This is a genomic window from Streptomyces omiyaensis, from assembly GCF_014650895.1.
Lineage (GTDB): Bacteria > Actinomycetota > Actinomycetes > Streptomycetales > Streptomycetaceae > Streptomyces > Streptomyces omiyaensis.
This window is the reverse complement of sequence record NZ_BMVV01000016.1, coordinates 51859-75314: the sequence shown is the minus strand read 5'-3', so window position 1 is coordinate 75314 and position 23456 is coordinate 51859. Positions and strand designations below refer to the sequence as shown.

General features: G+C 74.6%; 20 protein-coding genes. 10 read left to right on the top strand and 10 right to left on the bottom strand.

Translation table 11 applies throughout. The features are described 5' to 3' along the window. Positions 1-62 precede the first annotated feature (62 nt). The 7 genes from IE287_RS24655 to IE287_RS24625 are packed head-to-tail and all read left to right on the top strand — an operon-like array spanning position 63 to position 7362. The gene (locus IE287_RS24655) at positions 63-1244 is read left to right on the top strand and encodes an inositol-3-phosphate synthase (protein WP_189851356.1); all 1182 of its coding nucleotides are present in this window, start codon (positions 63-65) and stop codon (positions 1242-1244) included. After that, entirely contained in the window at positions 1241-2371 is a 1131-nt protein-coding gene (locus tag IE287_RS24650) for an SCO3242 family prenyltransferase (RefSeq protein WP_189851355.1), read from the top strand. Before IE287_RS24655 ends, IE287_RS24650 begins: the two co-directional genes overlap by 4 nt. Then, positions 2368-3255 (top strand): sugar phosphate isomerase/epimerase family protein, encoded by an 888-nt coding sequence (locus tag IE287_RS24645; protein WP_189851354.1) that lies wholly within the window; start codon positions 2368-2370, stop codon positions 3253-3255. Before IE287_RS24650 ends, IE287_RS24645 begins: the two co-directional genes overlap by 4 nt. Next, positions 3252-3941: an EboA domain-containing protein gene (locus tag IE287_RS24640; protein WP_229883702.1), complete on the top strand. Its 690-nt coding sequence runs from the start codon at positions 3252-3254 to the stop codon at positions 3939-3941. The genes IE287_RS24645 and IE287_RS24640 overlap by 4 nt, the downstream gene beginning before the upstream one ends. Then, entirely contained in the window at positions 3911-4759 is an 849-nt protein-coding gene (locus IE287_RS24635; RefSeq protein ID WP_189851353.1) for a TatD family hydrolase, read from the top strand. The genes IE287_RS24640 and IE287_RS24635 overlap by 31 nt, the downstream gene beginning before the upstream one ends. Before the next feature lie 15 nt (positions 4760-4774). Further along, the gene (gene eboE / locus IE287_RS24630; protein ID WP_189851352.1) at positions 4775-5947 is read left to right on the top strand and encodes a metabolite traffic protein EboE; all 1173 of its coding nucleotides are present in this window, start codon (positions 4775-4777) and stop codon (positions 5945-5947) included. Next, a complete protein-coding gene (locus tag IE287_RS24625) occupies positions 5944-7362 on the top strand; it encodes an alkaline phosphatase family protein (protein WP_189851351.1) in 1419 nt (472 codons plus the stop codon). Before eboE ends, IE287_RS24625 begins: the two co-directional genes overlap by 4 nt. A 213-nt stretch (positions 7363-7575) precedes the next feature. Here the strand turns inward: IE287_RS24625 and IE287_RS24620 are convergent, their stop codons facing one another. Beyond that, positions 7576-8226 (bottom strand): TetR/AcrR family transcriptional regulator, encoded by a 651-nt coding sequence (locus IE287_RS24620; protein WP_189851350.1) that lies wholly within the window; start codon positions 8224-8226, stop codon positions 7576-7578. A 61-nt stretch (positions 8227-8287) separates the two neighbouring features. On the opposite strand from IE287_RS24620, the gene IE287_RS24615 reads away from it, so the two are divergent. Next, positions 8288-9142: a class I SAM-dependent methyltransferase gene (locus tag IE287_RS24615; protein ID WP_229883701.1), complete on the top strand. Its 855-nt coding sequence runs from the start codon at positions 8288-8290 to the stop codon at positions 9140-9142. Positions 9143-9418: 276 nt separating this feature from the next. Beyond that, positions 9419-10609, top strand: coding sequence for an oxygenase MpaB family protein (locus tag IE287_RS24610; protein ID WP_189851349.1), 1191 nt, complete (start codon positions 9419-9421; stop codon positions 10607-10609). Between the two features lie 48 nt (positions 10610-10657). On the opposite strand, the gene IE287_RS24605 is transcribed toward IE287_RS24610, so the two are convergent. Next, a complete protein-coding gene (locus IE287_RS24605) occupies positions 10658-11836 on the bottom strand; it encodes a TetR/AcrR family transcriptional regulator (RefSeq protein WP_189851348.1) in 1179 nt (392 codons plus the stop codon). A gap of 96 nt (positions 11837-11932) precedes the next feature. After that, positions 11933-12430 carry a DUF4334 domain-containing protein gene (locus tag IE287_RS24600; RefSeq protein ID WP_189851347.1) on the bottom strand — a complete coding sequence of 166 codons (498 nt, stop codon included), beginning with the start codon at positions 12428-12430 and terminating at the stop codon, positions 11933-11935. A gap of 278 nt (positions 12431-12708) precedes the next feature. Between IE287_RS24600 and IE287_RS24595 the strand changes: the two genes are divergently transcribed. Further along, positions 12709-13326 (top strand): TetR/AcrR family transcriptional regulator, encoded by a 618-nt coding sequence (locus IE287_RS24595; protein ID WP_189851346.1) that lies wholly within the window; start codon positions 12709-12711, stop codon positions 13324-13326. Positions 13327-13367: 41 nt separating this feature from the next. Here the strand turns inward: IE287_RS24595 and IE287_RS24590 are convergent, their stop codons facing one another. The 7 genes from IE287_RS24590 to IE287_RS24560 form a co-directional block, all read right to left on the bottom strand. Continuing rightward, positions 13368-14861 carry an aldehyde dehydrogenase family protein gene (locus IE287_RS24590; protein WP_189851345.1) on the bottom strand — a complete coding sequence of 498 codons (1494 nt, stop codon included), beginning with the start codon at positions 14859-14861 and terminating at the stop codon, positions 13368-13370. Then, complete coding sequence (locus tag IE287_RS24585) at positions 14858-15805, bottom strand: oxygenase MpaB family protein (protein WP_189851344.1); 948 nt, start codon at positions 15803-15805, stop codon at positions 14858-14860. The genes IE287_RS24590 and IE287_RS24585 overlap by 4 nt, the downstream gene beginning before the upstream one ends. A 421-nt stretch (positions 15806-16226) precedes the next feature. Next, entirely contained in the window at positions 16227-17246 is a 1020-nt protein-coding gene (locus tag IE287_RS24580; protein WP_189851343.1) for an NAD(P)H-dependent flavin oxidoreductase, read from the bottom strand. After that, entirely contained in the window at positions 17239-19401 is a 2163-nt protein-coding gene (locus IE287_RS24575) for a 3-hydroxyacyl-CoA dehydrogenase NAD-binding domain-containing protein (protein ID WP_189851342.1), read from the bottom strand. Before IE287_RS24575 ends, IE287_RS24580 begins: the two co-directional genes overlap by 8 nt. Before the next feature lie 28 nt (positions 19402-19429). Then, complete coding sequence (locus IE287_RS24570) at positions 19430-20638, bottom strand: acetyl-CoA C-acetyltransferase (protein ID WP_189851341.1); 1209 nt, start codon at positions 20636-20638, stop codon at positions 19430-19432. A gap of 261 nt (positions 20639-20899) precedes the next feature. Then, a complete protein-coding gene (locus IE287_RS24565; protein WP_189851340.1) occupies positions 20900-22063 on the bottom strand; it encodes an acyl-CoA dehydrogenase family protein in 1164 nt (387 codons plus the stop codon). A gap of 123 nt (positions 22064-22186) precedes the next feature. Next, complete coding sequence (locus IE287_RS24560) at positions 22187-23404, bottom strand: alcohol dehydrogenase catalytic domain-containing protein (RefSeq protein WP_189851339.1); 1218 nt, start codon at positions 23402-23404, stop codon at positions 22187-22189. Positions 23405-23456: the final 52 nt, after the last annotated feature.

Below are 23456 nucleotides of genomic sequence, written 5' to 3'. Positions count from 1 at the left end.
GTCACCCACGAGCGACGGCGGGCGAGGGGGCGCCGTACCCCCCGCCCGCCGTCTCCACCCCGATGACACCCCACACGTCAGGGAGGCAGCCCGTGCACCACGGGAACGCTCAGCCCACACCGGCCGACGACCGGACCGGACGCACCGGAGTCTGGTTCGTCGGGGCCCGCGGCTCGGTGGCGACCACGGCCGTCGCCGGCTGCGCCGCCGTCACCGCCGGACTCCATCCCCCGACCGGCATGGTCACCGAGATCCCCCCGTTCGCCGACGCCGGGCTCCCTCCGCTCGACACCCTCGTCTTCGGCGGCCACGACACCGCCGACTGCCCGCTGCCGAAACGCGCCGAGGACCTCACCGCGGCCGGGGTCCTGCCCACCGGCCTCGCCCGGGCCGTCCACGCCGAACTGGCCGCGGCGGACGAGGAGATACGGCCCGGCGGCCCACTGCCCGGCGACCTCCGGACCGACGAGGAACTGATCGACCGCTTCACCGACGACCTCGCCGGGTTCCGCACCCGCCACGCCCTCGCCCGGGTCGTCGTCGTCCACGTCGCCTCCACGGAGCCGCTCCCGGACCCGGACGCCCCCCGCCTCCCGGCGAGCGCGCTCTACGCCGCCGCCGCGCTCCGCGCCGGCTGCCCCCACGTCAACTTCACCCCCTCCGCCGGCCTGCTCGCCCCCGCCCTCGCCGAGGCCGTCGCCGCGGGCGCCGTCCCGCACGCGGGCCGCGACGGCAAGACGGGCCAGACGCTGCTGCGGTCCGTCCTCGCCCCGATGTTCGTGCAACGGGCGCTCGCCGTGCGCGCCTGGTCCGGCACCAATCTGCTCGGCGGCGGCGACGGCGCCACGCTGGCCGATCCGGCCGCCGCCGCGGCGAAGAACGCCGGCAAGGAACGCGTGCTCGCCGACACCCTCGGCCCCGGTGTCGAGGGCACCGTCCACATCGACGACGTCCCGGCCCTCGGCGAATGGAAGACGGCCTGGGACCACGTCGCCTTCGACGGATTCCTCGGCTCCCGCATGATCCTCCAGACCGTGTGGCAGGGCTGCGACTCGGCCCTCGCCGCCCCCCTCGTCCTGGACCTGGCCCGGTTCGTCGCCCGCGCCCACGAGGCCGGCCTCACCGGCCCCCGTCCCGAACTCGGCTTCTACTTCAAGGACCCGGACGGCGGCCCCGCCGCCCTGGCCGAGCAGTTCGACGCCCTCCTCGCCTTCGCGAGCCGGCTCCGGGACGGGGCCCGATGACCGGCGTCCCGCCGCGCCCGGGGACCGCACGGGCGTGGAGCGAGCTGCTGCGGGTGTCGGCGCTGCCCAGCGTCCCCGGCGACGCCCTCGCGGGGGCGGCGGCCGCCGGACCGGGGCCCGGCCGGGGAACGGCGTGGGCCGTCGGCGCCTCCGTCTGCCTGTACGAGGCGGGCATGGCGCTCAACGACTGGGCGGACCGCCACGTCGACGCCGTCGAACGCCCGGGGCGGCCCCTGCCGTCGGGCCGCGTCGCCCCGGCCGCCGCCCTCGGCGCGGCCGGCGTCCTCACCGCCGCGGGCCTGGCCCTCGCCTCCCGCGCGGGACGGCCGGCGCTGGCCGCCGCCTCGGCACTGGCCGCGACGGTGTGGGCCTACGACCTCCGCCTCAAGCACACGGCCGCCGGACCGGCGGCGATGGGCGCCGCCCGCGGCCTGGACGTCCTCCTCGGCGCCCTGGCGACGGCCTCCGCGGGACGGGTGCGGGAGACCCGTCCCGCGGCGCAGGGACCCCCGCGAACCGGGGCGGCGGCGGGCGGCGGGCGGGCCGTGACCGCCGCCCTGGCCGCCGCCGCGCCGTCCGCCGCGGCCCTGGCCGCGCACACCTACGCCGTCACCGCCGTCTCCCGGCACGAAGCCGACGGCGGCTCCACCGCGGCTCCGGCGGGCGCCCTCGCCGCGGCGGTGCTCCTCGCCCTCCTCGCCGCCGGCTCCGGACCGCCCTCGCCCGCCGCGGAGCGCCGCACCCCGCCGCGCACCGGCAGCGGCGACCGGCACGGCACCGCGACGCGGCTCCCCCGCGCGATCCTCCGGCGGGCCGCCCCACCACCCGCACCCGCCCCACCACCCGCGCCCGCCCCGTCTCCGGCGGGCCGCCACCGCGTCGCGTCGGACCGGGTCGCGGTGATCATGGCCGGCGCCTACCTCCGTACCGTCGCCGGCCCTCTCCTCCACGCGGTCCTGAACCCTTCCCCCCACCTCACGCAACGTGCGGTCGGCGGCGGTGTCCGGGCCATGATCCCCCTCCAGGCCGTGCTGGCCGCCCGTTCCGGCTCACCCGTGGCGGGCACGGCCCTGCTCGGTCTCGCGCCGGTCGCCCGCCGCCTCGCGCGAAAGGTCAGCCCCACGTGAACCGGACCCCGCCCGCCGGCCCCGCGACCGGTCTCCGCTTCGGCTACGGCACCAACGGCCTCACCGACCTGCGGCTCGACGACGCCCTCGGCCTCCTCGCCGACCTCGGCTACGACGGCGTCGGCCTCACCCTCGACCACATGCACCTCGACCCCCTCGCCCCCGGCCTGGCCGCCCGCACCGCACGCGTGGCGCGCCGACTGGGCTCCCTCGGCCTCACCGCCACCGTCGAGACCGGCGCCCGCTACGTCCTCGATCCGCGCCGCAAGCACGGTCCCTCCCTGCTCGACCCCGACCCGCGGGCCCGCACGGCACGTGTCCGGCTGCTCCTCACCGCCGTGCGCACCGCCGCCGACCTCGGCGCCCACGCCGTGCACTGCTTCAGCGGGCCCACCCCGCCGGGAACCGGCCCGGACACCGCCTGGGCACGTCTCGCGGCCGCCCTCGCCCCGGTGGTCGAGGCGGCCGACGCCGCGGGCGTCCCGCTCGCGATCGAGCCCGAACCCGGCCATCTCCTCGCCACCCTCGCCGACTTCCACCACTTCCGTGCCCTCGTCGGGAGCCCCGGAGTCCTCGGCCTCACGCTCGACATCGGCCACTGCCGGTGCCTGGAACCCGCGCCGGTCGCCGACTGCGTCCGGGAAGCGGCCCCCTGGCTGCGCCACGTCCAGATCGAGGACATGCGGCGCGGCGTCCACGAGCACCTGCCGTTCGGCGACGGCGAGATCGACTTCCCGCCGGTCCTCGACGCCCTCGCCTCCACCGGCTACCGCGGCCTCACCGTGGTCGAACTCCCGCGCCACTCCCACGCCGGACCGGAACTCGCCCGCTCCTCCCTGTCCTTCCTCCGCGCCCGGCAGCCGAAAGGATCGCTGACCGCGTGAACGCCACCCCGCCCCAGGACACCCTCTCCCCCCTGCGCGCCGCCCTCCGCGCACGGCTTCCCCCGGCGGCCCGCGCCTGGCTGGACGACGCCCTCGCCGAGGCGGAACGAGACGGCGGCACGCCCGCGGCCGACCCTCCGGGCGCCGCCCCCGCCTGGGAACCGCTGTTCGCCGCCGCCGGACGCTCCTGCGGGGCCGAGCACGCCGACGCCGCCCGCACCCTCCTCCTCGCGGCGGCCCGGCCCGGCCCGGAGGACCTCACGCGTCTCTACCACCGCGGCAGCGCCGCCGAACGCCGCGCCGTCCTGCTCGCCCTGCCCCACCTCGTCCCCGGCCCGGCGGCCCTGCCGCTCGTGCACGACGCCCTGCGCACCCACGACGCACGGCTCGTCGCCGCCGCCGTGGGCCCCTACGCCGCGGCCCACCTCGACCCGCACGCGTGGCGGCACGCGGTCCTCAAGTGCCTCTTCACCCAGGTCCCCGTCTCCGCCGTCGCCGACCTGCCCCGGCGCGCCCACGGCGACACCGACCTGGCGCGCATGCTCACCGATCACGCCGCCGAGCGCACCGCCGCCGGCCGCCCCGTCCCCGACGACCTGCACCACGTGCTCGCCCTGGCCGCCCGCGGCCCCCACCCGCCCCCGGAGGAGTGCCGATGCGCATCTTCGACCCGCACGTCCACATGAGCTCCCGCACCACCGACGACTACGAGGCGATGTACGCCGCCGGGGTGCGCGCCCTGGTCGAGCCCGCCTTCTGGCTCGGCCAGCCCCGCACCTCCCCGGCCAGCTTCCTCGACTACTTCGACGCGCTCCTGGGCTGGGAGCCGTACCGGGCCGCCCAGTACGGCATCGCGCACCACTGCGCCCTCGCGCTCAACCCCAAGGAGGCGAACGACCCCCGCTGCCTCCCGGTCCTCGACGTCCTGCCCCGCTACCTCGCCAAGGACTCCGTCGTCGCCGTCGGCGAGATCGGCTACGACTCGATGACGCCCGCCGAGGACACGGCCTTCGCCGCGCAGCTCCAGATGGCGGCCGACCACGGGCTGCCCGCCCTCGTCCACACCCCGCACCGCGACAAGCTCGCCGGACTGCGCCACACGATCGACGTCGTGCGGGAATCGGCGCTGGCGCCCGACCGCGTGCTCCTCGACCACCTCAACGAGACGACGGTGGGGGAGGCGAAGGAGAGCGGCTGCTGGCTCGGCTTCTCCGTCTACCCGGACACCAAGATGGACGAGGACCGGATGGTCGCGGTCCTGCGCGCCCACGGGCCGGAGAAGGTGCTCGTCAACTCGGCCGCGGACTGGGGGAGGAGCGACCCGCTCAAGACCCGCAGGGTCGCCGACGCGATGCTCGCCTCGGGGTTCGGCGAGGACGACGTGGACCTGGTCCTGTGGCGCAACCCCGTCGCCTTCTACGGGGCCGGCGGCCGCCTCGCCCTCGACGCACCACCGGCGCACGGCACCCACGAGGGCAACTCGGTGCTGCGCGGCGGGGAATGAGGAGGCGGACGAGCGATGCGCTTCCGCCACCCCGACGGCTCCGTCGTCCACCTCTCCTACTGCACCAACGTCCACCCGGCCGAAACCCTCGACGGCGTCCTCGCCCAGCTCCGCGACCACTGCGAACCCGTCCGCCGGAGACTCGGCCGTGACCGGCTCGGTGTCGGACTCTGGCTCGCCAGGCCCGCGGCCCGCGCCCTCGTCGACGACCCCGGGGCGCTGCGGGGCCTGCGGACCGAACTGGACCGCCGCGGCCTGGAGGTCGTCACCCTCAACGGCTTCCCGTACGAGGGCTTCGGCGGGGAGGAGGTCAAGTACCGCGTGTACGCGCCGGACTGGGCCGACCCCGCCCGCCTGGCCCACACCACCGACCTGGCCCGCCTCCTCGCCGCGCTGCTCCCCGACGACGTCACCGAGGGCACGATCTCCACCCTGCCCCTCGGCTGGCGCACCCGCTTCGGCCCCGCCCGCGCCGAGAGCGGCCGCAGGGCCCTCGCCACGCTCGCGGAACGGCTCGACGCGTTGCAGGAACTGACCGGAAAGTCCCTCCGCGTGGCGCTCGAACCCGAACCCGGCTGCGTCGTGGAGACGACCACCGACGCCGTCGCCCCCCTCACCGCCGTCGGGGCGCCGCACCGCCTCGGCGTCTGCGTCGACACCTGCCACCTCGCCACCTCGTTCGAGGACCCGTCCACCGCCCTCGCCGCCCTGCACGCGGCGGGCGTCCCCGTCCCCAAGGCCCAGCTCTCCGCGGCCCTCCACGCCGAGCACCCGCACCTCCCCGCCGTGCGGGAGGCGCTCGCCGCCTACGCCGAACCCCGCTTCCTCCACCAGACCCGCACCCTCACCCCCGAAGGCCGGCACGGCACCGACGACCTCGACGAAGCCCTCGCCGGAGCCGCCCTCCCCGACACGGGTCCCTGGCGCGCCCACTTCCACGTCCCCCTGCACGCGCGGCCCGCCCCGCCGCTCACCTCCACCCTGCCGGTGCTCCGGGAGACCCTGGCGCTGCTCGTCGGCGGCCCCGTCCCCCGCACCCGCCACCTGGAGGTCGAGACGTACACCTGGCAGGCCCTGCCCCCCGCGCTGCGGCCGCGCACGAGGGCCCGGCTCCACGACGGCATCGCCGCCGAACTCGACCTGGCCCGCGCCCTCCTGACCGACCTCGGCCTCAAGGAGCTCCCATGACCACCCCCGCCGCCGCGCCGGCCGACCGCCCCACCCCGCTCCTCGTCCTGGACGTCGTCGGTCTCACCCCCCGGCTCCTCGCCCACATGCCGCACCTGCGGGCCCTCGCCGCCTCCGGCTCGCACGCCCCGCTGACCACCGTCCTGCCGGCCGTCACGTGCACCGCCCAGACCACCTTCCTCACCGGCACGCTCCCCTCGGAGCACGGCATCGTCGCCAACGGCTGGTACTTCCGCGAACTCGGCGACGTCCTGCTCTGGCGCCAGCACAACGCCCTCGTCGCCGGCGACCGCCTCTGGGACGCGGCCCGCCGCGTCTGGCCCGGCTACACCGTCGCCAACATCTGCTGGTGGTACGCGATGGGCGCGGACACCGACATCACCGTCACCCCCCGTCCCGTGTACTACGCCGACGGGCGCAAGGAACCCGACTGCTACACCCGCCCGCCCGCCCTCCACGACGAACTCACCGAGCTGCTGGGCACCTTCCCCCTCTTCCGCTTCTGGGGCCCCGGCGCGGACCTCGCCTCCAGCCGCTGGATCGCCGACGCCACCCGGCACGTCCTGCGCACCCGCCGCCCCGACCTCGCCCTGTGCTACCTGCCCCACCTCGACTACGACCTCCAGCGCTACGGCCCCGACGACCCGCGCGCGCACCGGGCCGCCGCCGCACTCGACACCGTCATCGGCCCGCTCCTGGAGGACGCGCGGCGCGAAGGACGCACGGTCGTGGCCCTGTCCGAGTACGGCATCACCCGTGTGCACCGCCCCGTCGACGTCAACCGCGCCCTGCGGCGCGCCGGACTCCTGGAGGTCCACACCCAGGACGGCATGGAGTACCTCGACCCGGCCGCCTCCCGCGCCTTCGCGGTCGCCGACCACCAGCTCGCCCACGTGTACGTCCGCAGGCCCGAGGACGTCCCGGCCGCGCGCGAAGCCCTCGCCGCCCTCCCCGGCGTCGAGCAGGTCCTCGACAGCGACGGCAAGAAGGCGCACGGCCTCGACCATCCGCGCTCCGGCGAACTCGTGGCCGTCGCGGAACCGGACGCGTGGTTCACGTACTACTACTGGCTCGACGACGCCAGGGCCCCCGACTTCGCGCAACTGGTCGAGATCCACCGCAAACCCGGCTACGACCCCGCCGAGCTCTTCATGGACCCCCGGGACCCCTACGTACGCGTCAAGGCGGCCGGCGCCCTCGTCCGCAAGAAGCTCGGCCTGCGCTACCGCATGGCCGTGGTCCCCCTCGACCCCTCTTCCGTCCGGGGCAGCCACGGCCGCCTCCCCGCCTCCGACGACGAGGGCCCGCTCCTCCTGTGCTCGGTGCCGCGCGCGGTGCGGGACCGTCTGGCGGCCACGGAGGTGAAGTCCCTGCTCCTGACCCTGGCCGGGGCACGGCCGGACGGCCCCGGGTGAACCGTCCGCCCCGCCCCGGCCCCCGGGGCAACCCTCAGGGGCGGCTGCTCTCGTGGTACATCCGTGGTGCATCCGCGCGTGCCACCCGGCCCCGTCCCGATGCGACGGACGGCGGTGCGCCAGAGGGCCGGGCAGGGTTCTGCGGCGGATCCCCCCGTCCGCCTCGGCCACCAGGGCGGAGGGTTCCCGGCGGGTGCGGCGCGCGGCGTTCCTTCAGGGCCGGGTCGGTCGGGGTGCTCCGTCGGCCAGCAGCTGGGAGGCGAGGGTGTCGTGGGCCCATCGCTCCCACTTGGCCGGTGACCACGAGCGGTCGCGGGTGAGGACCAGGAAGAGCTCGGGGCTGAGAACGGCGTAGACGATGTCCGCCGCTTCTCCGGCGGGGACGGCGGGGCGGGCGCCTGGTTTCCCGGCCAGGGACGTCGCCGCTGCCGAGAGCACCGTGTACCGGGGGTCCGCCCCGTCCGGCCACAGGTCCCGGATCTCCGGGTTGGCGGCCGTCGCGGCGCGGACCATCTCGTGGACGGCCGCGACGCGTTCGAGTGTCGCGCGGGTGCCGGCGACCAGCGCGGCCAGGGCGGACCCGGCGGTGGGCGCGGTCAGGACCTCCGTGAACCAGGGGCGATCCATCGTCGGCACGGGTTCGTCGTCGCCCGCGATCGCGACGTCGACGAGTTCCTTGAGCAGCGAGGGCTTGTTCCGGAAGACGAAGTAGATCGTCTGCACCGCCACGCCCGCCCGGTCGGCGATCTCCTGCAGCTTCGTCGCCCCGTAGCCCTGCTCGACGAAGAGCGCGCCGGCCGCCTCGATGATCCGGCGCCGCGTCTCCCGGGCCCTGCTTCTCTGCTTCCCCTTGCCTTCGCTCATGACGAGAGCCTATATCTAGAGTTGAACTCTAGAGGTGGGCTCCAGAGGAAGGGGAGGGGCCGTGTACACGATCGCCAACCGCCGGCAGGCAGAGGCGTGGAACGACTGGGAGGGCGTCCACTGGGCCGAACACCCCGAGCGGTACGACGGGATGATGGGCGCGTTCAACGCGCCCCTGTTCGCGGCCGCGGGCATCGGACCCCGGGACCGGGTCCTCGACGTGGGCTGTGGCACCGGTCGGACGACGCGCCTTGCGGGACGGAGGGCCCACGACGGAAACGCCGTGGGGATCGACCTGTCCGCGCCGATGCTGGAGCGCGCCCGCCGTGACGCGGCCGCGGAAGGGCTCGCCAACGTCACCTTCGAGCAGGGCGACGCACAGGTGCACCCGCTCCCCGTCCACGGGTTCGACGTCCTCATCAGCCGCGGCGGCGTCATGTTCTTCGCCGACCACGTCGCGGCCTTCACGCACCTCGGGCACGCGCTCGTGCCGGCCGGCCGCCTCGCCTTCCTCTGCCCGCGGCCCGGGGATCCGGGCGGTGCGTACGCCCGCGCGACCGCCGCGCTCTCCCCGTTCATGCGCGAGGCGTCCCCCGCTTCCCGGGGCATGGGCTCGCTCCTCGACCCCGCGCGCATCCGCCACGTGCTCGCCGCCGGCGGGTTCACCGGCATCGAGGTGGTCGCGTGCGAGGCGCCCATGACCTTCGGCGCCGACGCGGGCGACGCCGCGGACTTCGTCCTCTCCATGGGTCCGACGCGCCACAACCTCCGCCACGCCGGCCCGTCGACCCTCGCCCGCATCCGTGCCGAACTCCGCGACGCGCTCGCGGAGTTCGAGACCGCGGACGGCGTCCGCATCCCCGGGTCGGTCTGGATCGTGACGGCGACGCGCGGGTCCGACCCTTCGAGCGGGTGACGGACGGCCCCGGACGCGAGGACGGAGACCGCCCGGCGGACGGGAACCGGGCGCCGCCGCGGTTGCCCGGACCCGCGGCCCGCCGTTGCTTCCCGAGGTGGGCGCGAGAGGAGCGGGAAGCCCTGCGTCACGCCCATTGCCGCAGGGCGAACGCCTCGCTATGTTAATCAAAAATCACATCCGTGCGACGGGTGTCCCCTCTGTGCGTGCTGCTCGAACGGCAAGTCCGTCAAGGAATCTCGAAGCAACCGAGTCCTCAGGGAAGCAGGTAAGTCAATGGAGAACCTCAGTAGGCGGAAGGCGTTGTCACTCGGCGTGGCCCTGGGCCTCGTGGGCGCGGCGAACCCCCTCCAGGCGTGGGCGGCGACGAGCCCGGCGGCCCCGGGCACCAACCCCGAGTGGATCTGGGACGACGCGGCGGACCCGCTGATGGTCTCGATGCTCGAACAGGGCGAGGTGCCGGGGATCAACGCCGCCTGGGCGTCCTGGGTGAACAACGACGACCCGCTGCCCGCCGGGCTGCCGCCCGAGTTCGCCGCGTACCTGGGACGGGTCAACCGGCTGCCCTCCTGGGCCGACCCGGCCAAGCTCGCCCGCGCCGCCGACTTCAACCGGCGCCGGGACACGTACCTCTTCATGCTGTACGGCCTCGGCAGCGGCATCATGAGCACCGTCATCCCCCGCGAGGCCAAGAGCGTCTACTGGTCCGCGGGCGGTGCGGACATGCAGGACCGCGCCGCCAAGACGTTCACCTTCGGCTACGACCTGGCGGAACTGAACGCCTTCGAGCCGTCCGGACAGTTCGTCGTCACGGCCAACAAGACGCGCGTGGTGCACGCCGCCGTGCGCCACCTGCTGCCGCAGTCGCCCCATTGGCGGGCGGTGGCCGACGAGACCGTCCCGATCAGCGCCGCCGACGTCCTCGTCACCTTCCACAGCCTGGGCACGTACGTGTACCGGAAGCTGCGCGACTGGCGGATCCCCTTTCCGGCCGCCGACCAGGAGGCGTTCCTGCACTCGTGGCAGGTCGCCGTCCATCTGCTCGGCGTGCCCGTCGAGCACATCCCCCGGACCTGGGCGGAGGCGGAGCGGCAGTCGGCGCAGGTCCTCACCCCGATCCTCACCCCGTCGACCGAGGGCATCGCGCTGGCCGAGGAGCTGCTCGGCCTGACCGCCCAGGTCGACCTGGGCGTCACCCGCGGCTTCCTGAACGAGTTCGTCCGGTACGTCCTCAGCGACCAGGTCGGCGACTGGCTCGGGCTGCGGCGCGACTACGCGGCGGCGGCGCTGGTCCGCACCGCCTGGCCGGCCTTCGTCCTCTTCCGCGAGGGGCTGTCGCCGATCATGCCGAACAGCTTCTTCATGCTGGACCAGTTCGTGCGGGCCCTGGCCATGCTCTTCCTCAACAAGGGGACCTCGGGCAAGACGACCCCCATCACGATCCCCACGGGGAACCGGGCCGCCTGAGGCAGGCCCGCAGGGTCCCGTCCCCTCCGCGGCGTCCGGCCGGGGCGCTCAGAGGCCCAGTGCCGCCGTGGCCAGGCCGGTCGCGGCAGCCCGTTCGGCGGGGCCGTCCTGCCAGCGCAGATGGCGGCCCGCCTCCACCACCACGCCGAACGCGGCGTGTGCCAGCGCCCTGGCCTGGCGCGAGTCCAGCTCCGGGCGGACCAGCCGCAACTGCTGCTCCCAGATGCCGACGTGCCGCCGCTGCGCGAGCACCAGGGGGTCCCGCAGTCCGTCGGGAAGACCGGGGAGCTCGGCCTCGGCGACGCTGTTGAGGTCGGTGTACTCGAAGCCGTAGGCCACGTACGTCGCCGCCAGCGCGACGAGGGCCTCCCGGGGATCCGTCACCCCCCGGAGGCTCTGCTCCACGCCCTGGGACAGCAGCTCCGCCGCCTGGAGGCACGCCGCGGCCAGGATGTCGATCTTCCCGGGGTAGTGGCGGTAGAGCGCGGACGGGGTCAGTCCCACGGCTTCCGCGATCTGTCCGTTCGTGACGTTGGCGAACCCGTCCCGGGCGAACAGGGGGACGGAGGCCGCGAGGATCTCCTCGCGGCGCGTGCGCGGCACCGGCCGCACGGGCAGCGCGACGGCGGGCGCGTCGCGCACCTCCCTCGCCGGGTCGGTCGCGGCCACCTGCAGCGCGGCCGCCACCAGCAGCTCCTCGGCCCGCCGGGGGGCGATGGAGGTGTGGTGCATGGTGATGGACCCGATCGCGCCGAGGGCCGCCGTGGCCCGCAGGCGCGCGTCGGGCAGCGGGCGCTCGTCCTGCACGGCGGCGTCCACCCGTTCCACGAGGCGGTCGAACTTCCCCCCGAGCCGTCGGCGGTCCTCGCGGTTGAGGTACCGCGCCTCCCACCGGTACACCCCGCCCGACGCGCGATGGGCGATGGTGATGCGGGCGGCGGCCGTGAGGACCTCGGCCAGGGGCGCCTCGGGCGCCACCTCGTCGAGCGCCTCCACCAGCCCGTCCACCATGACATCGGCGCACTCCGCGAACAGCGCGTACTTGTTCGGGAAGTGCCGGTACAGCGCGGTCGCGGTGATGCCCACGCCGACGGCGACCTCCTCCATGGAGGCGGCGTGGTAGCCGCGCTCGCTGAAGACCCGCCCGGCCGCGTCGAGGATGAGCTGTCTGCGGTTGCGCGGCCGGGTGGCCGGGACGGGGCGGGCGGACGGGGAGGCGGGAACCATGCCGATCAGTGAATCACACGCGATCGGACGGCAGGGGCCTTCCGCCGCACGCCCGTCACCGGCGGTCGCCGCCGGGCGTACGGACCCGGGCGCGGCTCATGCCGGCTCCCCGGCCTCCGGAGGGCGCTCCAGGAAGAAGTAGAGGAAGGGGCCTTCGGCCGGCACCCCCTTGGCGTTCATGATCCCCATCAGGGTGGTGTCGTCCACCCGCTTGAAGTGGTCGAGGACCGGCCGTCCGTCGTAGACCATGGTGGCCGTCGTCTCCCCGCGGAACTCGACGCTCCACAGACTGGCCTCACCCTTGCCGAGCGCGCGATCGGAGTAGAACGCTCCCGCGGAGTCCCGGCAGACCAGCGGCTTGGCGTCGTGCCGGGAGAGGAACGTCTTGCCGTACCAGCCGGCCTTCGCCAGAGTGCCGTTCAGGGGGTGGCCGGTGCGGAACTCGCCGCCCTTCCAGACGCCGAGGATCTCCTCGGGGCGGACGGTGGGCAGCGCGGCCCAGATCGCGTCGAGCACGGCCGGGGCGACCGGTCCCTCCTCCTCCCGGCGTCCCCGGAGCTCCCGGAACCGGGCGCGGGCCTCGTGCACGTCCATGCGGATGTCCTCTCGTCGGTGCCGGCGGCGCGGACGCGGTCCGCCGGCGGTACGGGCGCGGGCGCGGGTGCGGGTGCGTGCTCGCGCAAGGGTGTGGAGACGGGTGCGCGGGGCGGGTGCCCGTACCGGCGCCGGGCCGCGGATCCCGCGGCCGGACGGCGAGCCGCCGGATTCCCTCCGGCGTCCGGTACGCCACCGGGAGACGGGAGGCGCCGCACCGGATCCCGCAGGGGAACGCACCGGATCCCGGGGGAGAACGCGCCGGTATCGTGAGCGCCATGAGCACTGACACGGACCACCCGGGGGGACCCGTCCGGGTGGGGGCGGAGGACCGCACGGCGCTGAGGATCCTCGACGCCGCCCTGGAGCAGTTCACCCTGCTGGGTCTGCGCCGCTCCTCCGTGGACGACGTGGCCAAGCGCGCCGGGGTCTCCCGCGTCACGGTCTTCCGGCGCTTCCGGAGCAAGGACAGGCTGGTCGAGGCCACCCTGCTGCGCGAACTCGCCCGGTTCTACGAGCTGCTGGACGCGACGGTGGCGCCGCTGCCGACCATGGAGGAGCGGGTCGTCGAGGGCTTCGTCGTCACCCTGCGCCACACCCGGGTCCACCCGCTCTTCGGCGGGCTGCTGCGCCTCGAACCCGAACTGGTCCTGCCCCACCTCACCGTGCGGGGCGGTTCCACGCTCTCCTCGACCGTCGACTACCTGACCGTCCACCTGCGCCGCGCGCAGAAGGCCGAGGGGCGCCCCGGCGACGATCCCCGTCCGCTGGCCGAACTGATGGTGCGCGTCGCCGTGTCCTTCCTGCTCAACCCGGCCGGCTGCGTCGCGATGGACGACGAGGAGCAGGCGCGGGCCTTCGCCCGCCGCTACCTCGCCCCGCTCCTGGCCGCCTGACCGGGTCCGCCCGTCCCACCGGTCCGGGCGCGACGCGCCGCTCAGCGGCGCCGGTGCAGGGACCGGGCGAGCCGCACGGCCCGTTCCCGGGCCGCGGCCGGGACCGTGAACGAGGTCAGGGCGATCGGCGGGGCGAACCGCTGGACCGTCATCGACTGCGCCGAACTGAAGGCCCGCAGCCCCTCCTCGCCGTGGATCCGTCCGAAGCCCGACTCCCGCGAGCCGCCGAACGGCAGCGCCGGCACCGCCGCGAAGCCCAGCACCGAGTTCACCGACACCGCCCCCGCGTGCAGCCGCGCGGCGATCGCCGCACCGGCCCGTCCGCTGCCGCAGAAGACCGCGGCCCCCAGGGCGTAGCGGGAGGCGTTGGCCCGTGCCACCGCCTCGTCCACGTCGGCCACCGGATTGATCGCCATCACGGGGCCGAAGGTCTCCTCCGTCATCGCCGCCGCGTCCTCCGGCACCCCGGTCAGCACCACCGGCGAGACGTACGGCGCCCGCACCGACCCCGGTCCGCCCAGCAGGGCCCGCGCCCCCTGTGCGACCGCCCCGGTCACGTGCCGCTCGACGACCGCGAGCTGCGCCGGAAGCGTCATCGGACCGTAGGGGGAGTCCGTCTCGGAGCCGGGCCGCAGCGCTCCCGCCCGCTCCACCACCCGCTCGCACAGCGCCGCGTGGATCTCCCGTACGGCGTAGACGCGCTCCACCCCCGCGCAGGTCTGCCCGGCATTGCTCAGGGCGCCCCACACGATCGCGTCGGCGGCGGCGTCCAGGTCCGCGTCCGCGGTGACGATCACCGCGTCCTTCCCGCCGCACTCGGCGAGGAACGGCGTCAGGGTCCGCGCGCACGCTTCCATCACCGCGCGGGCGGTCCCCGGCGAACCGGTGAAGGCCAGCTTGTCGACCCCTGAGCGGGCCAGGGCGTCCCCGGTGGAGGCCGGACCGGTGACGGTGGTGAGCAGCCCGGAGTGCTCGGGCACGGCGGCGTCGAAGAGCCGCGCGAGCAGCACGCCGGTGCCCGGAGTCAGCTCGGACGGCTTGAGGACCACGGCGTTGCCCGCCGCCAGGGCGTAGCCGACGGAACCCATCGGCGTGTACAGCGGATAGTTCCAGGGGCCGATCACCCCGACCACGCCCAGCGGCCGGTACGTCAGGGAGGCCCGCTGGTGGAGGGCGAAGAGGCCGGTGCCCACCCTCCGCCGGCGCAGCGCGCTCCCGGCGTTGCGGGCGGCCCAGGCCAGGTGCTCCAGGGTGAGGACGACCTCCAGCGCCGCGTCCCCGGCGGGCTTGCCGGTCTCCTCGGCGATGACGCCCGCCACCGCGTCCAGCTCGCCGGCGAGCGCCTTCTTCCAGCGCAGCAGGTGATCGCGCCGCCGGGCGGCGGACAGCGCCGCCCACCCCGCCTGGACGCTCCTCGCCCGTTCCACGGCGCGGGAGACCTCCTGCGGCCCGGCGACCGGGTGCTCGGCCACCGGCGTGCCGGTGGCGGGGGAGTGGACGGCGAAGACTGCGGCGGCCGGTGCGGTGTCGGTCATCGGGGCTCCTGACGGGAGGCGCGGGCGGTGGACGGCGGTACGGAGGAGGGGGCGGGGGCCGGCTGCGGAGGGCTCTCGTCCCCCAGCGGTTCCGGCGCGCGGGAGTGCGCCCAATGGGGACCCAGGTCGTCCAGGGTCCAGCCGAAGGGGTAGGTGCGCGCCACGGGCTTCCGGGGGAACCGGTCCGGCCTGCCGGGCAGCATCCGGATCAGCACGGCGCGGACGCGGAACGCGCGGTGGACCACGGCCCGCAGCCGGCGCGGCTGCGGACGGAAGCCGAGCGCCTCCAGCAGCGGCTCGTCCAGGGTGGCGAGCACGATCCGGGACGCCACCCGCCGCAGCGGGGCCGGATACCAGGACGCCATGGTCCGCAGGGTCGCCGCCGCGACCCTGCGGTTGGCGGGGTCGTACGCGAACATCTCGCGCTCGTAGGCGTCGTGGAGGCGCTCGAAGGCGTCGTAGGTGTCGGGCACTCCGGAGAGGCCCATCATCTCGCCCATCCGCCGCCCCACCAGCGCCAGGCTCTCGGTCTCCTGCCGGGACAGCCGCCGCCAGCCGTACCGGTCGATCCACCGCTTCGGCCCCACCACCGTGGTGGCCAGGACGTAGAGGAAGTCCTCGTTGGGGATGCGGTAGCGCCCGTGGATGCGGTTCAGGTGGCGGGCGGCCGCCCTGCCGTGCTCCGAGTCCATCCCCTCGCGGACCAGCTCGTAGGCGAGCAGCACCGTGTCGTCGTACCGCTTCTGGCCGGCCCGCTCGAACTCCTGGGTGCGGTCCAGGAGCCGGGAGATGCGCGGGACGCCGTAGTCGCGCAGGAAGGCGACCGACGTCCCGTGGAGGTAGTCGCGGGAGAAGTCGTACTGGGTGATCCACCGGAAGATCAGCTCGTGGTCCCGCCGCGGGTCCATCTGCCGGATGCGGCGGAGCCGGCTGTGGCGGCCCATGGGGGTGGTCCCTTCTGTCGGCACCGCCGCCACCGGCGCGCGGTGCGTGTGGACGTGGGGAAGGGGCGAGGGCGTCCGTGCCGGGACGGTGACGTCGTCGCGCGGTGCCGCGCGGGTCGTGGGCGGCGGGGACCTCGGTGGGGCGGACCGGGGCCATGGGGAGCGTCCCGGAGAGTCGATGAGACTGAAACTATTGACCCGTATCACAAGGCGTCAAGACTCCGGATGCGCCGGAGACGGAGATGTTCTTCACGTACCTTCTGTCCTTCAAGTTCCTTCTGCGGAAAGATAAATGACGGGCAGTCATATTTATGTCAGGTGCCGGCGCTCCCGCCCGGACGGACGGGAGCGGGGGTACGCCGGAGGGGCGTCCGCCGCGCGGGCCGGGCACCGCGGCGGACGACGGGACGCGGGCGCGCCGCTACGCCGGACGCGTCCCGCCCGTCCCGGCGAACGCCCGGTGCATCCGCTCGACCACCTCCCGCGCCTCGCGCACGATCCGCTCCACGAGCAGGCCGGCCGGGGCGATGTCGCGCACCAGCCCCTGGGACAGGCCGACGGACCAGATCCCGGCTTCGAGGTCGCCGTCCTCGAAGACCCGGCGACCGCGGGCCCCCGCCACCAACGGCCGGACGTCGGCGAACGCACCGCCGTCCGCCAGGATCCGGACGACCTCCTCGCTGACCGTGTTGCGTGCCACCCGGGCCGTGTTGCGCAGCTCGCGGAAGACGAGCCGGGTGTCGAGCTCGGACGCCTCGACGATCCTCCGCTTGACGGCCTCGGCCACCGGCGCCTCCTCGGAACACAGGAAACGGGTGCCCATGTTCACCCCGTCCGCACCGAGGGCCAGCGCCGCCGCGAGACCGCGTCCGTCGGTGAACCCGCCCGAGGCGATGAAGGGGACCGTGAGGGCGTCCGCGGCGGCGGGAACCAGGACCAGGCCCGGCACGTCGTCCTCGCCGGGGTGACCCGCGCACTCGAATCCGTCGATCGACACCGCGGCCACCCCGAGCCGCTCGGCCTTCACCGCGTGCCGCACGCTCGTGCACTTGTGGACGACGCGCACGCCGTGGCGCGCGAAGAACTCCATGTGCGGCGCGGGGCTGGAGCCCGCCGTCTCGACGATCGTCACCCCGCAGTCGACGATCACCCGCCGGTACTCCTCGTAGGGCGGCGGCGTGATCGCCGGCAGGATCGTGAGATTGACGCCGAACGGCTTGTCGGTGAGCGCGCGGGTCCGCTCGATCTCCCGGGCCAGGTCCGCCGGGGTGGGCTGGGTGAGGGCCGTGAGGACGCCGAGCCCGCCCGCCTCCGAGACGGCGGCGGCCAGCTCGGCCCGCCCCACCCACATCATCCCGCCCTGCACCACGGGGTGCTCGATCCCCAACAGTTCGGTGAACCGGGTGCGCAGGCGCGGCACGGCGGCGACGGCCTCAGACATAGGTCTCGCCCCGCCCGGCACGCTCCACCAGCGACGCGGGCGGCAGGAACCGGTCGCCATAGGCCGCGGCCAGCTCGCGCGCCCTGGCGACGAACCCCGGGAGGCCCCCCTCGTACTGGTTGACGTACTGCAGGACGCCACCGGTCCAGGCCGGGAAGCCGATGCCCTGGATCGATCCCACGTTGGCGTCGGCCACGCCGGTCAGCACGCCCGTGTCCAGGCAGTCGACGGCGTCGAGGGCCTCCGCGAACAGCATCCGCTCCTGGAGGTCCCGCAGCGGCAGGACGAGCCGCCCCGAACCGTACCGTTCGCGGACGCCCGGCCAGATGCCGGTCCGCCTGCCGGAGACGTCGTAGTCGTACCAGCCGGCACGCTCACGCCGTCCGACACGGCCCTGCTCCAGCATCCAGTCGACGACGTCCTCCGAGGGGTGCGCCACCCAGGTCCTCCCCTCGGCCTCCTCGGCGGCCCGGGTCTCGACGCGGATCCTCTGCGTCAGGGACAGGGTCAGCTCGTCCATCAGCTGGAGCGCGCCCGCCGGGTAGCCCGCCTGGAGCGCCGCCTGCTCGACGCTGGCCGGCTCGACGCCCTCGCCGACGGCGGCGACGGCCTCGGCGAGGAAGCGGCCGATCACCCGGGAGGTGAAGAAGCCGCGCGAGTCGTTGACCACGATGGGGGTCTTGCCGATCTGAAGGACGTAGTCGAAGACCTTGGCCAGCGTCTCGTCGCTGGTGTGCGCGCCCCGGACGATCTCGACCAGGGACATCCTGTCGACCGGGCTGAAGAAGTGGACGCCGATGAAGTCGCGGGCGCGCGCCACCCCCTGGGCCAGCAGGCCGATCGGCAGGGTGGAGGTGTTGGACCCGAGCACCGCGTCGGGTTCCACGACGTCCTGGATCTCCTGGAAGGCCTGCTGCTTCACCGGCACCGACTCGAAGACGGCCTCGACCACGAAGTCCACTCCGGCGAAGTCGGCCGCCTCCGCCGTCGTGCGGATCCGTCCCAGCAGCGCGTCGGAGCGCTCCCGCGAGGTCCGGCCCGCGGCCAGGGCCTTCGACTCCAGCTTCCGGGCGTAGTCCTTGCCCCGCTCCGCCGCCTCGGGGGTGACGTCCTTGAGGACGACGTCGATGCCGGCCTTGGCGCTCACGTACGCGATGCCCGCGCCCATCATGCCCGCGCCGACGACCCCGACCCTGCGCGCGGCGAACCGCTCGAATCCGTCCGGCCGGCTCGATCCGGACCTGATCTGCTGCAGGTCGAAGAAGAAGGCCTTGATCATGTTCTTGGTGACCTGGCCGCCGAGCAGGTTCACCAGGTACCGGGTCTCCACCAGCGAGGCGGTGTCGAAGTCGACGTGGGCGCCCTCGACGGCGGCGGCCAGTGCGGCGCGCGGCGCCGGCACGGGTGCCCCTCCGGTCCGCCGCCGCAGCAGTCCCGACAGCGCCGGCAGGGTCGCGGCGACCTCCGGACTCCGGACGTCTCCGCCGGGGAGCCGGAACCCCTTCACGTCCCAGGGCTGCGCCGCGTCCGGGTGCTCGGCGATCCAGGTCCGGGCCCGGGCCTCGGCCTCCTGCCCGTCCGCGACGACCTCGTCCACCAGGCCGACGGCCAGGGCCGCCCGCGGGTCGAACTTCCGGGCGGACAGGATGACGTCGGACAGGGCCTTGTGCAGGCCGAGCATGCGCACGGTGCGCGTGATGCCGCCTCCGCCGGGCAGCAGACCGAGACCGACCTCGGGCAGGCCGAAGCGGCTTCCGGGCAGGTCGACGGCGATCCGGTGGTGGGCGCAGAGGGCGACCTCCAGGCCGCCGCCCAGGGCGGTGCCGTTCAGCACCGCGACGACCGGCCGGCCGAGCTTCTCCAGCCGGCGCATCCAGCCCTTCATGCGGTCGATGTAGGCGGTCTCCTCGGCCGCCCTGTCGGCGCTGCCCGCGCGCAGCCGGTTCAGGTCGCCGCCCGCGAAGAAGGTCTTCTTGGCGGAGACGAGCAGGACGCCGGTGATCTCGTGGCGTTCTGCCTCCAGCCGCGGGACGCACGCCTCCAGACCGGCCATGAAGGCGTCGTTCATGGTGTTGACCGAGGAGACGGGGTCGTCCAGGACGAGGGTGACGACGCCGTCTGCGTCGCGTGCGTAGGCGATGGCGGATGCGGTCATGTCGGTGGTTCCCTTTCGTCGCGCGGGGTCAGAGGCGTTCGATGACGGTGGCGATGCCCATCCCGGCGCCGACGCAGAGCGTCGCGAGACCGCGGCGGCCGCCGGTCCGCTCCAGCTCGTCGAGAACGGTGCCGAGGATCATGGCCCCGGTGGCGCCCAGCGGGTGTCCCAGCGCGATGGCCCCGCCGTTGACGTTGACCTTCTCGTCGGGGACCTTCAGGTCGCGCTGCCACTTCATGACGACCGCCGCGAACGCCTCGTTCAGTTCGAACAGGTCGATGTCGTCGGCCTTCAGGCCCGCCGCCGCGAGGACCTTCCTGGTGGCGGGCGTCGGACCGGTGAGCATGATCGTGGGCTCGGCGCCGCTGACGGCCGTCGCCACGATCCGGGCACGCGGGACGAGCCCGAGGCGCTCGCCGATCTCCCGGTTGCCGATCAGCGTGAGCGCGGCGCCGTCGACGATGCCGGAGCTGTTGCCCGCGTGGTGGACGTGCTCGATCCTCTCCAGGTGGTGGTACTTCTGCAGCGCGACCGCGTCGAAACCGGCCGCCGCGCCGACGCCGGCGAAGGCGGCGGGCAGCGCGGAGAGGCTTTCCACCGTGGTGCCGGGCCGGCGGTGCTCGTCGTGGTCGAGCAGCAGGACCCCGTTCAGGTCGCGGACGGGCACGACCGACCTGGCGAAGCGCCCCTCGCGCCAGGCGGTCTCCGCGCGCTCCTGCGAGCGGGCCGCGTAGGCGTCGACGTCCTCGCGCCCGAAGCCCTCCAGGGTCGCGATCAGATCGGCTCCGATGCCCTGGGGCACGAAGTACGCGTCATGGGCGGTGGTGGGGTCCTGCGCGTAGGCGCCGCCGTCCGAGCCCAGGGGCACGCGCGACATCGACTCGACGCCACCCGCCAGGACGAGGGTCTCGTAGCCGGAGGCCACCTTCTGGGCGGCGAGGTTCACCGCCTCCAGACCCGAGGCGCAGAAACGGTTCACCTGAACGCCGGCCACGGTGGGCGGCAGTCCTGCCACCAGCGAGGCGGTACGGGCGATGTCACCGCCCTGCTCACCGACCGGCGACACCACACCGAGCACGATGTCGTCGATCGTCTCCGGGTCGAGCGAGGGATTGCGCTCCCGGAGGGCGTGGATCAGCCCCACGACCAGGTCGACGGGCTTGGTGCCGTGCAGCGCGCCGCCGCGGTTCCTGCCGCGAGGCGTCCGCACGGCGTCGTAGATGTAGGCGTCGGACATGACGCTCCCTTTCCTGGAACGGGAATGGTCCGGACGTGCCCGGACGGCGGGAGGCTCGACGGGGAGGGGACGCCCCGGAGCGGAAGGAGACGGCCCAGGGCCTGTCTGACCATTCCCGTCGGGTCCGGCCCGCCCGGCACGCACGTTCGTCGTACGGTTGAAACGCCCGAGTAGCTCTCCGCTACGAGGGCGCCCCGGCCGCACGCCGATCGCACGCACCGAACGACCCGGTCTGATCCGACGCCCATGGTCAGACAGGCCCTAGAGGCCCAGGTCGCGGCCGACGATCTCTTTCATGATCTCGGTGGTGCCGCCGTAGATGGTGGTGATGCGCGAATCGAGGTAGTCGTGCGCGATGCGGTACTCCAGCATGTAGCCGTAGGCGCCGTGGAGCTGCAGACAGCGTCCGACGATGTTCACGTACTGCTCGGTGGCCCAGAACTTCGCGGCGGCCGCGTCCACCGCGGTGAGCTCGCCCCGGGAGTGCCGGGCGAGCAGGTCGTCCAGGTGGGAGCGGCCCACCCGGGCCGTGGTGACCATCTCCGCGAGCTCGAAGCGGGAGTTCTGGAAGGATCCGATCGACCGGCCGAACGCCTTGCGCTCCTTCACGTACTCCAGGGTCCGCTCCAGCACGCCCTCGACGGACGCCATCGCGTTGGCGGCGATCGAGATCCGCTCCTGGGGGAGGTTGCGCATCAGCGCGGCGAAGCCCGAACCCTCCTCGCCCAGGAGGTTGGCCGCGGGCACCCGCACGTCCCGGAAGAACAACTCGCTGGTGTCCTGCGCGTGCAGACCGACCTTCTCCAGGTTGCGCCCCCGGCCGAAGCCGGGCCGGTCCGCCTCGACGACCAGCAGGCTGATCCCGCGGTGCCGGTCGGGACCGGTGCGCACGGCCGTGACGACGAGGTCGGCGTTCTGGCCGTTGGAGATGAAGACCTTGCTGCCGTTGAGCACGTACGCGTCGCCGTCGCGGACGGCGGTGGTGGAGATGCCGGCCAGGTCGCTGCCGGTTCCGGGCTCGGTCATCGCCACGGCGACGATCAGCTCGCCCGCGGCGATGCCGGGCAGCCACCGGGCCTTCTGCGCGTCGTCGGTCAGATCGGTGAAGTAGGGCACCACGATGTCGTTGGAGAGCGTCACCCCGGCGAGCCCGTCGGACGCGGGGTGACGGGAGAACTCCTCGCCTATCACGGAGTTGAAGCGGTAGTCGGTCACCCCGCCGCCGCCGTACTCCTCGGGGATGTTGAAGCCGAGGATGCCCGCGCGGGCGGCCTCCTCGAAGAGGGCGCGGTCGACCCGCCCCTCGGCGCGCCACCGTTCGGCGTGCGGGGCGGCGTGCTTGTCGGCGAAGGCGCGGGCCGTCTCCCGCAGGAGCTCGTGCTCGTCCTCGTAGAGCGCGCGCCGGGCGGAGATCACGTCGGTCATGGGAACCCCTGTCTCGGATCGTGTGGTGGGGCGGGTGCGGAGCCGCGCTCCGGAGCGGGTCCGGGCGGGGGAGGGGAAAGGGAGGGCGAAGGGGCGAGGGAGGAAGGGGAGGAGGCGGAAGGGTCAGGCCCCCGGCAGGAGGACCGCCTTCAGCGTCAGCCCCGCCCGCTGGTCCGCCACCGCGCGTTCTATGTCGCCGAGGGCGTAGGTGGTCACCAGCCGGTCGAGGGGCAGCAGCCCGGCACGATGGCGCCGGACCAGCTCGGGTATGAGCAGGGCGGGTTCCGCGTCGCCCTCGACGCAGCCGAGCAGCCGCAGCCCGCGCATCGTCAGGGACCGGACGTCGACGGGGACCTCGGCGGGGCCGAGCCCGACGAGCGCGAGCGCCCCGCGCGGCCGGAGCAGGGAGAGCGCGCGGGCGATCGCCTCGGGCCGCCCCGTGGTGTCCAGCGCATGGGTCACCGGGGGGATCGGCTCGTCCAGTGAGGCGACGGCCGCGGCGCCCTGCTCGGTGAGCAGCGCGCGACGCGCCTCCACCGGCTCCGCCACGACGACCTCGACGCCCTCGGAGAGCGCCGTGAGCGCCGCGGCGGCCCCCACGCCGCCGGCGCCGACGACCAGCAGCCGCTCGAAGGGCCGGGGCCGCAGGACGTTCAGCACCGCGCCCGCACCGGTCAGGAAACCGCAGCCCAGAGGGGCGGCGACCTCGGGCGGCAGGCCGTCGACGGGGACGCAGGACCGGGCACCGGCCAGGACCGCTGTGGCGAAGGACGACTGGCCGAAGAAGGAGCCGAACACCGGCTCGCCCTGGACCCGCAGGGTCGGTGAGCCGTCCCGCCGCCGTCCCGAGCCGTTGAGCGCACCCGAGTGGGCGCAGTACCCCGGGAAGCCGGACCGGCACGGGACGCACTTCCCGCAGGAGGCGAAGGAGATCACCACCCGGTCCCCGACCGCGAGCCCTTCCGCGCGGGGGCCCAGGCGCTCCACCGTGCCGCATCCCTCGTGCCCCAGCACGGCCGTCCGGCTCCCCAGCCGCCTCTGGGCGAGGAGGTCCGTGTGGCACACCCCGACGGCCTCGACACGGACGACGACCTCGTCGTCGCGCGGCTCGTCCAGTTCGGCCTCGACGAGTTCGCCGAGTGCGGAGCCGTGGGAGAGCAGGACGGAGACCCTCGTCCCGGTCCCGGCCTGGGCCCCGGCTCCCGCTTCGGACCCGGACCCTGACCCGGCACGGGGCGGGTGGCCGGGAGCGGACGGGGAGTCGGTCGCGTACGGGTCCGGCGGGGCGACCGGGCCGGACCCCGGGGCGTGGAACCGGGTCCGTTCCTTCTCCGTGCTCATGGGGCTCCTCAAGTGCCGACGGACGCGGGGCGAACGTGACAGGCGCCCTGTC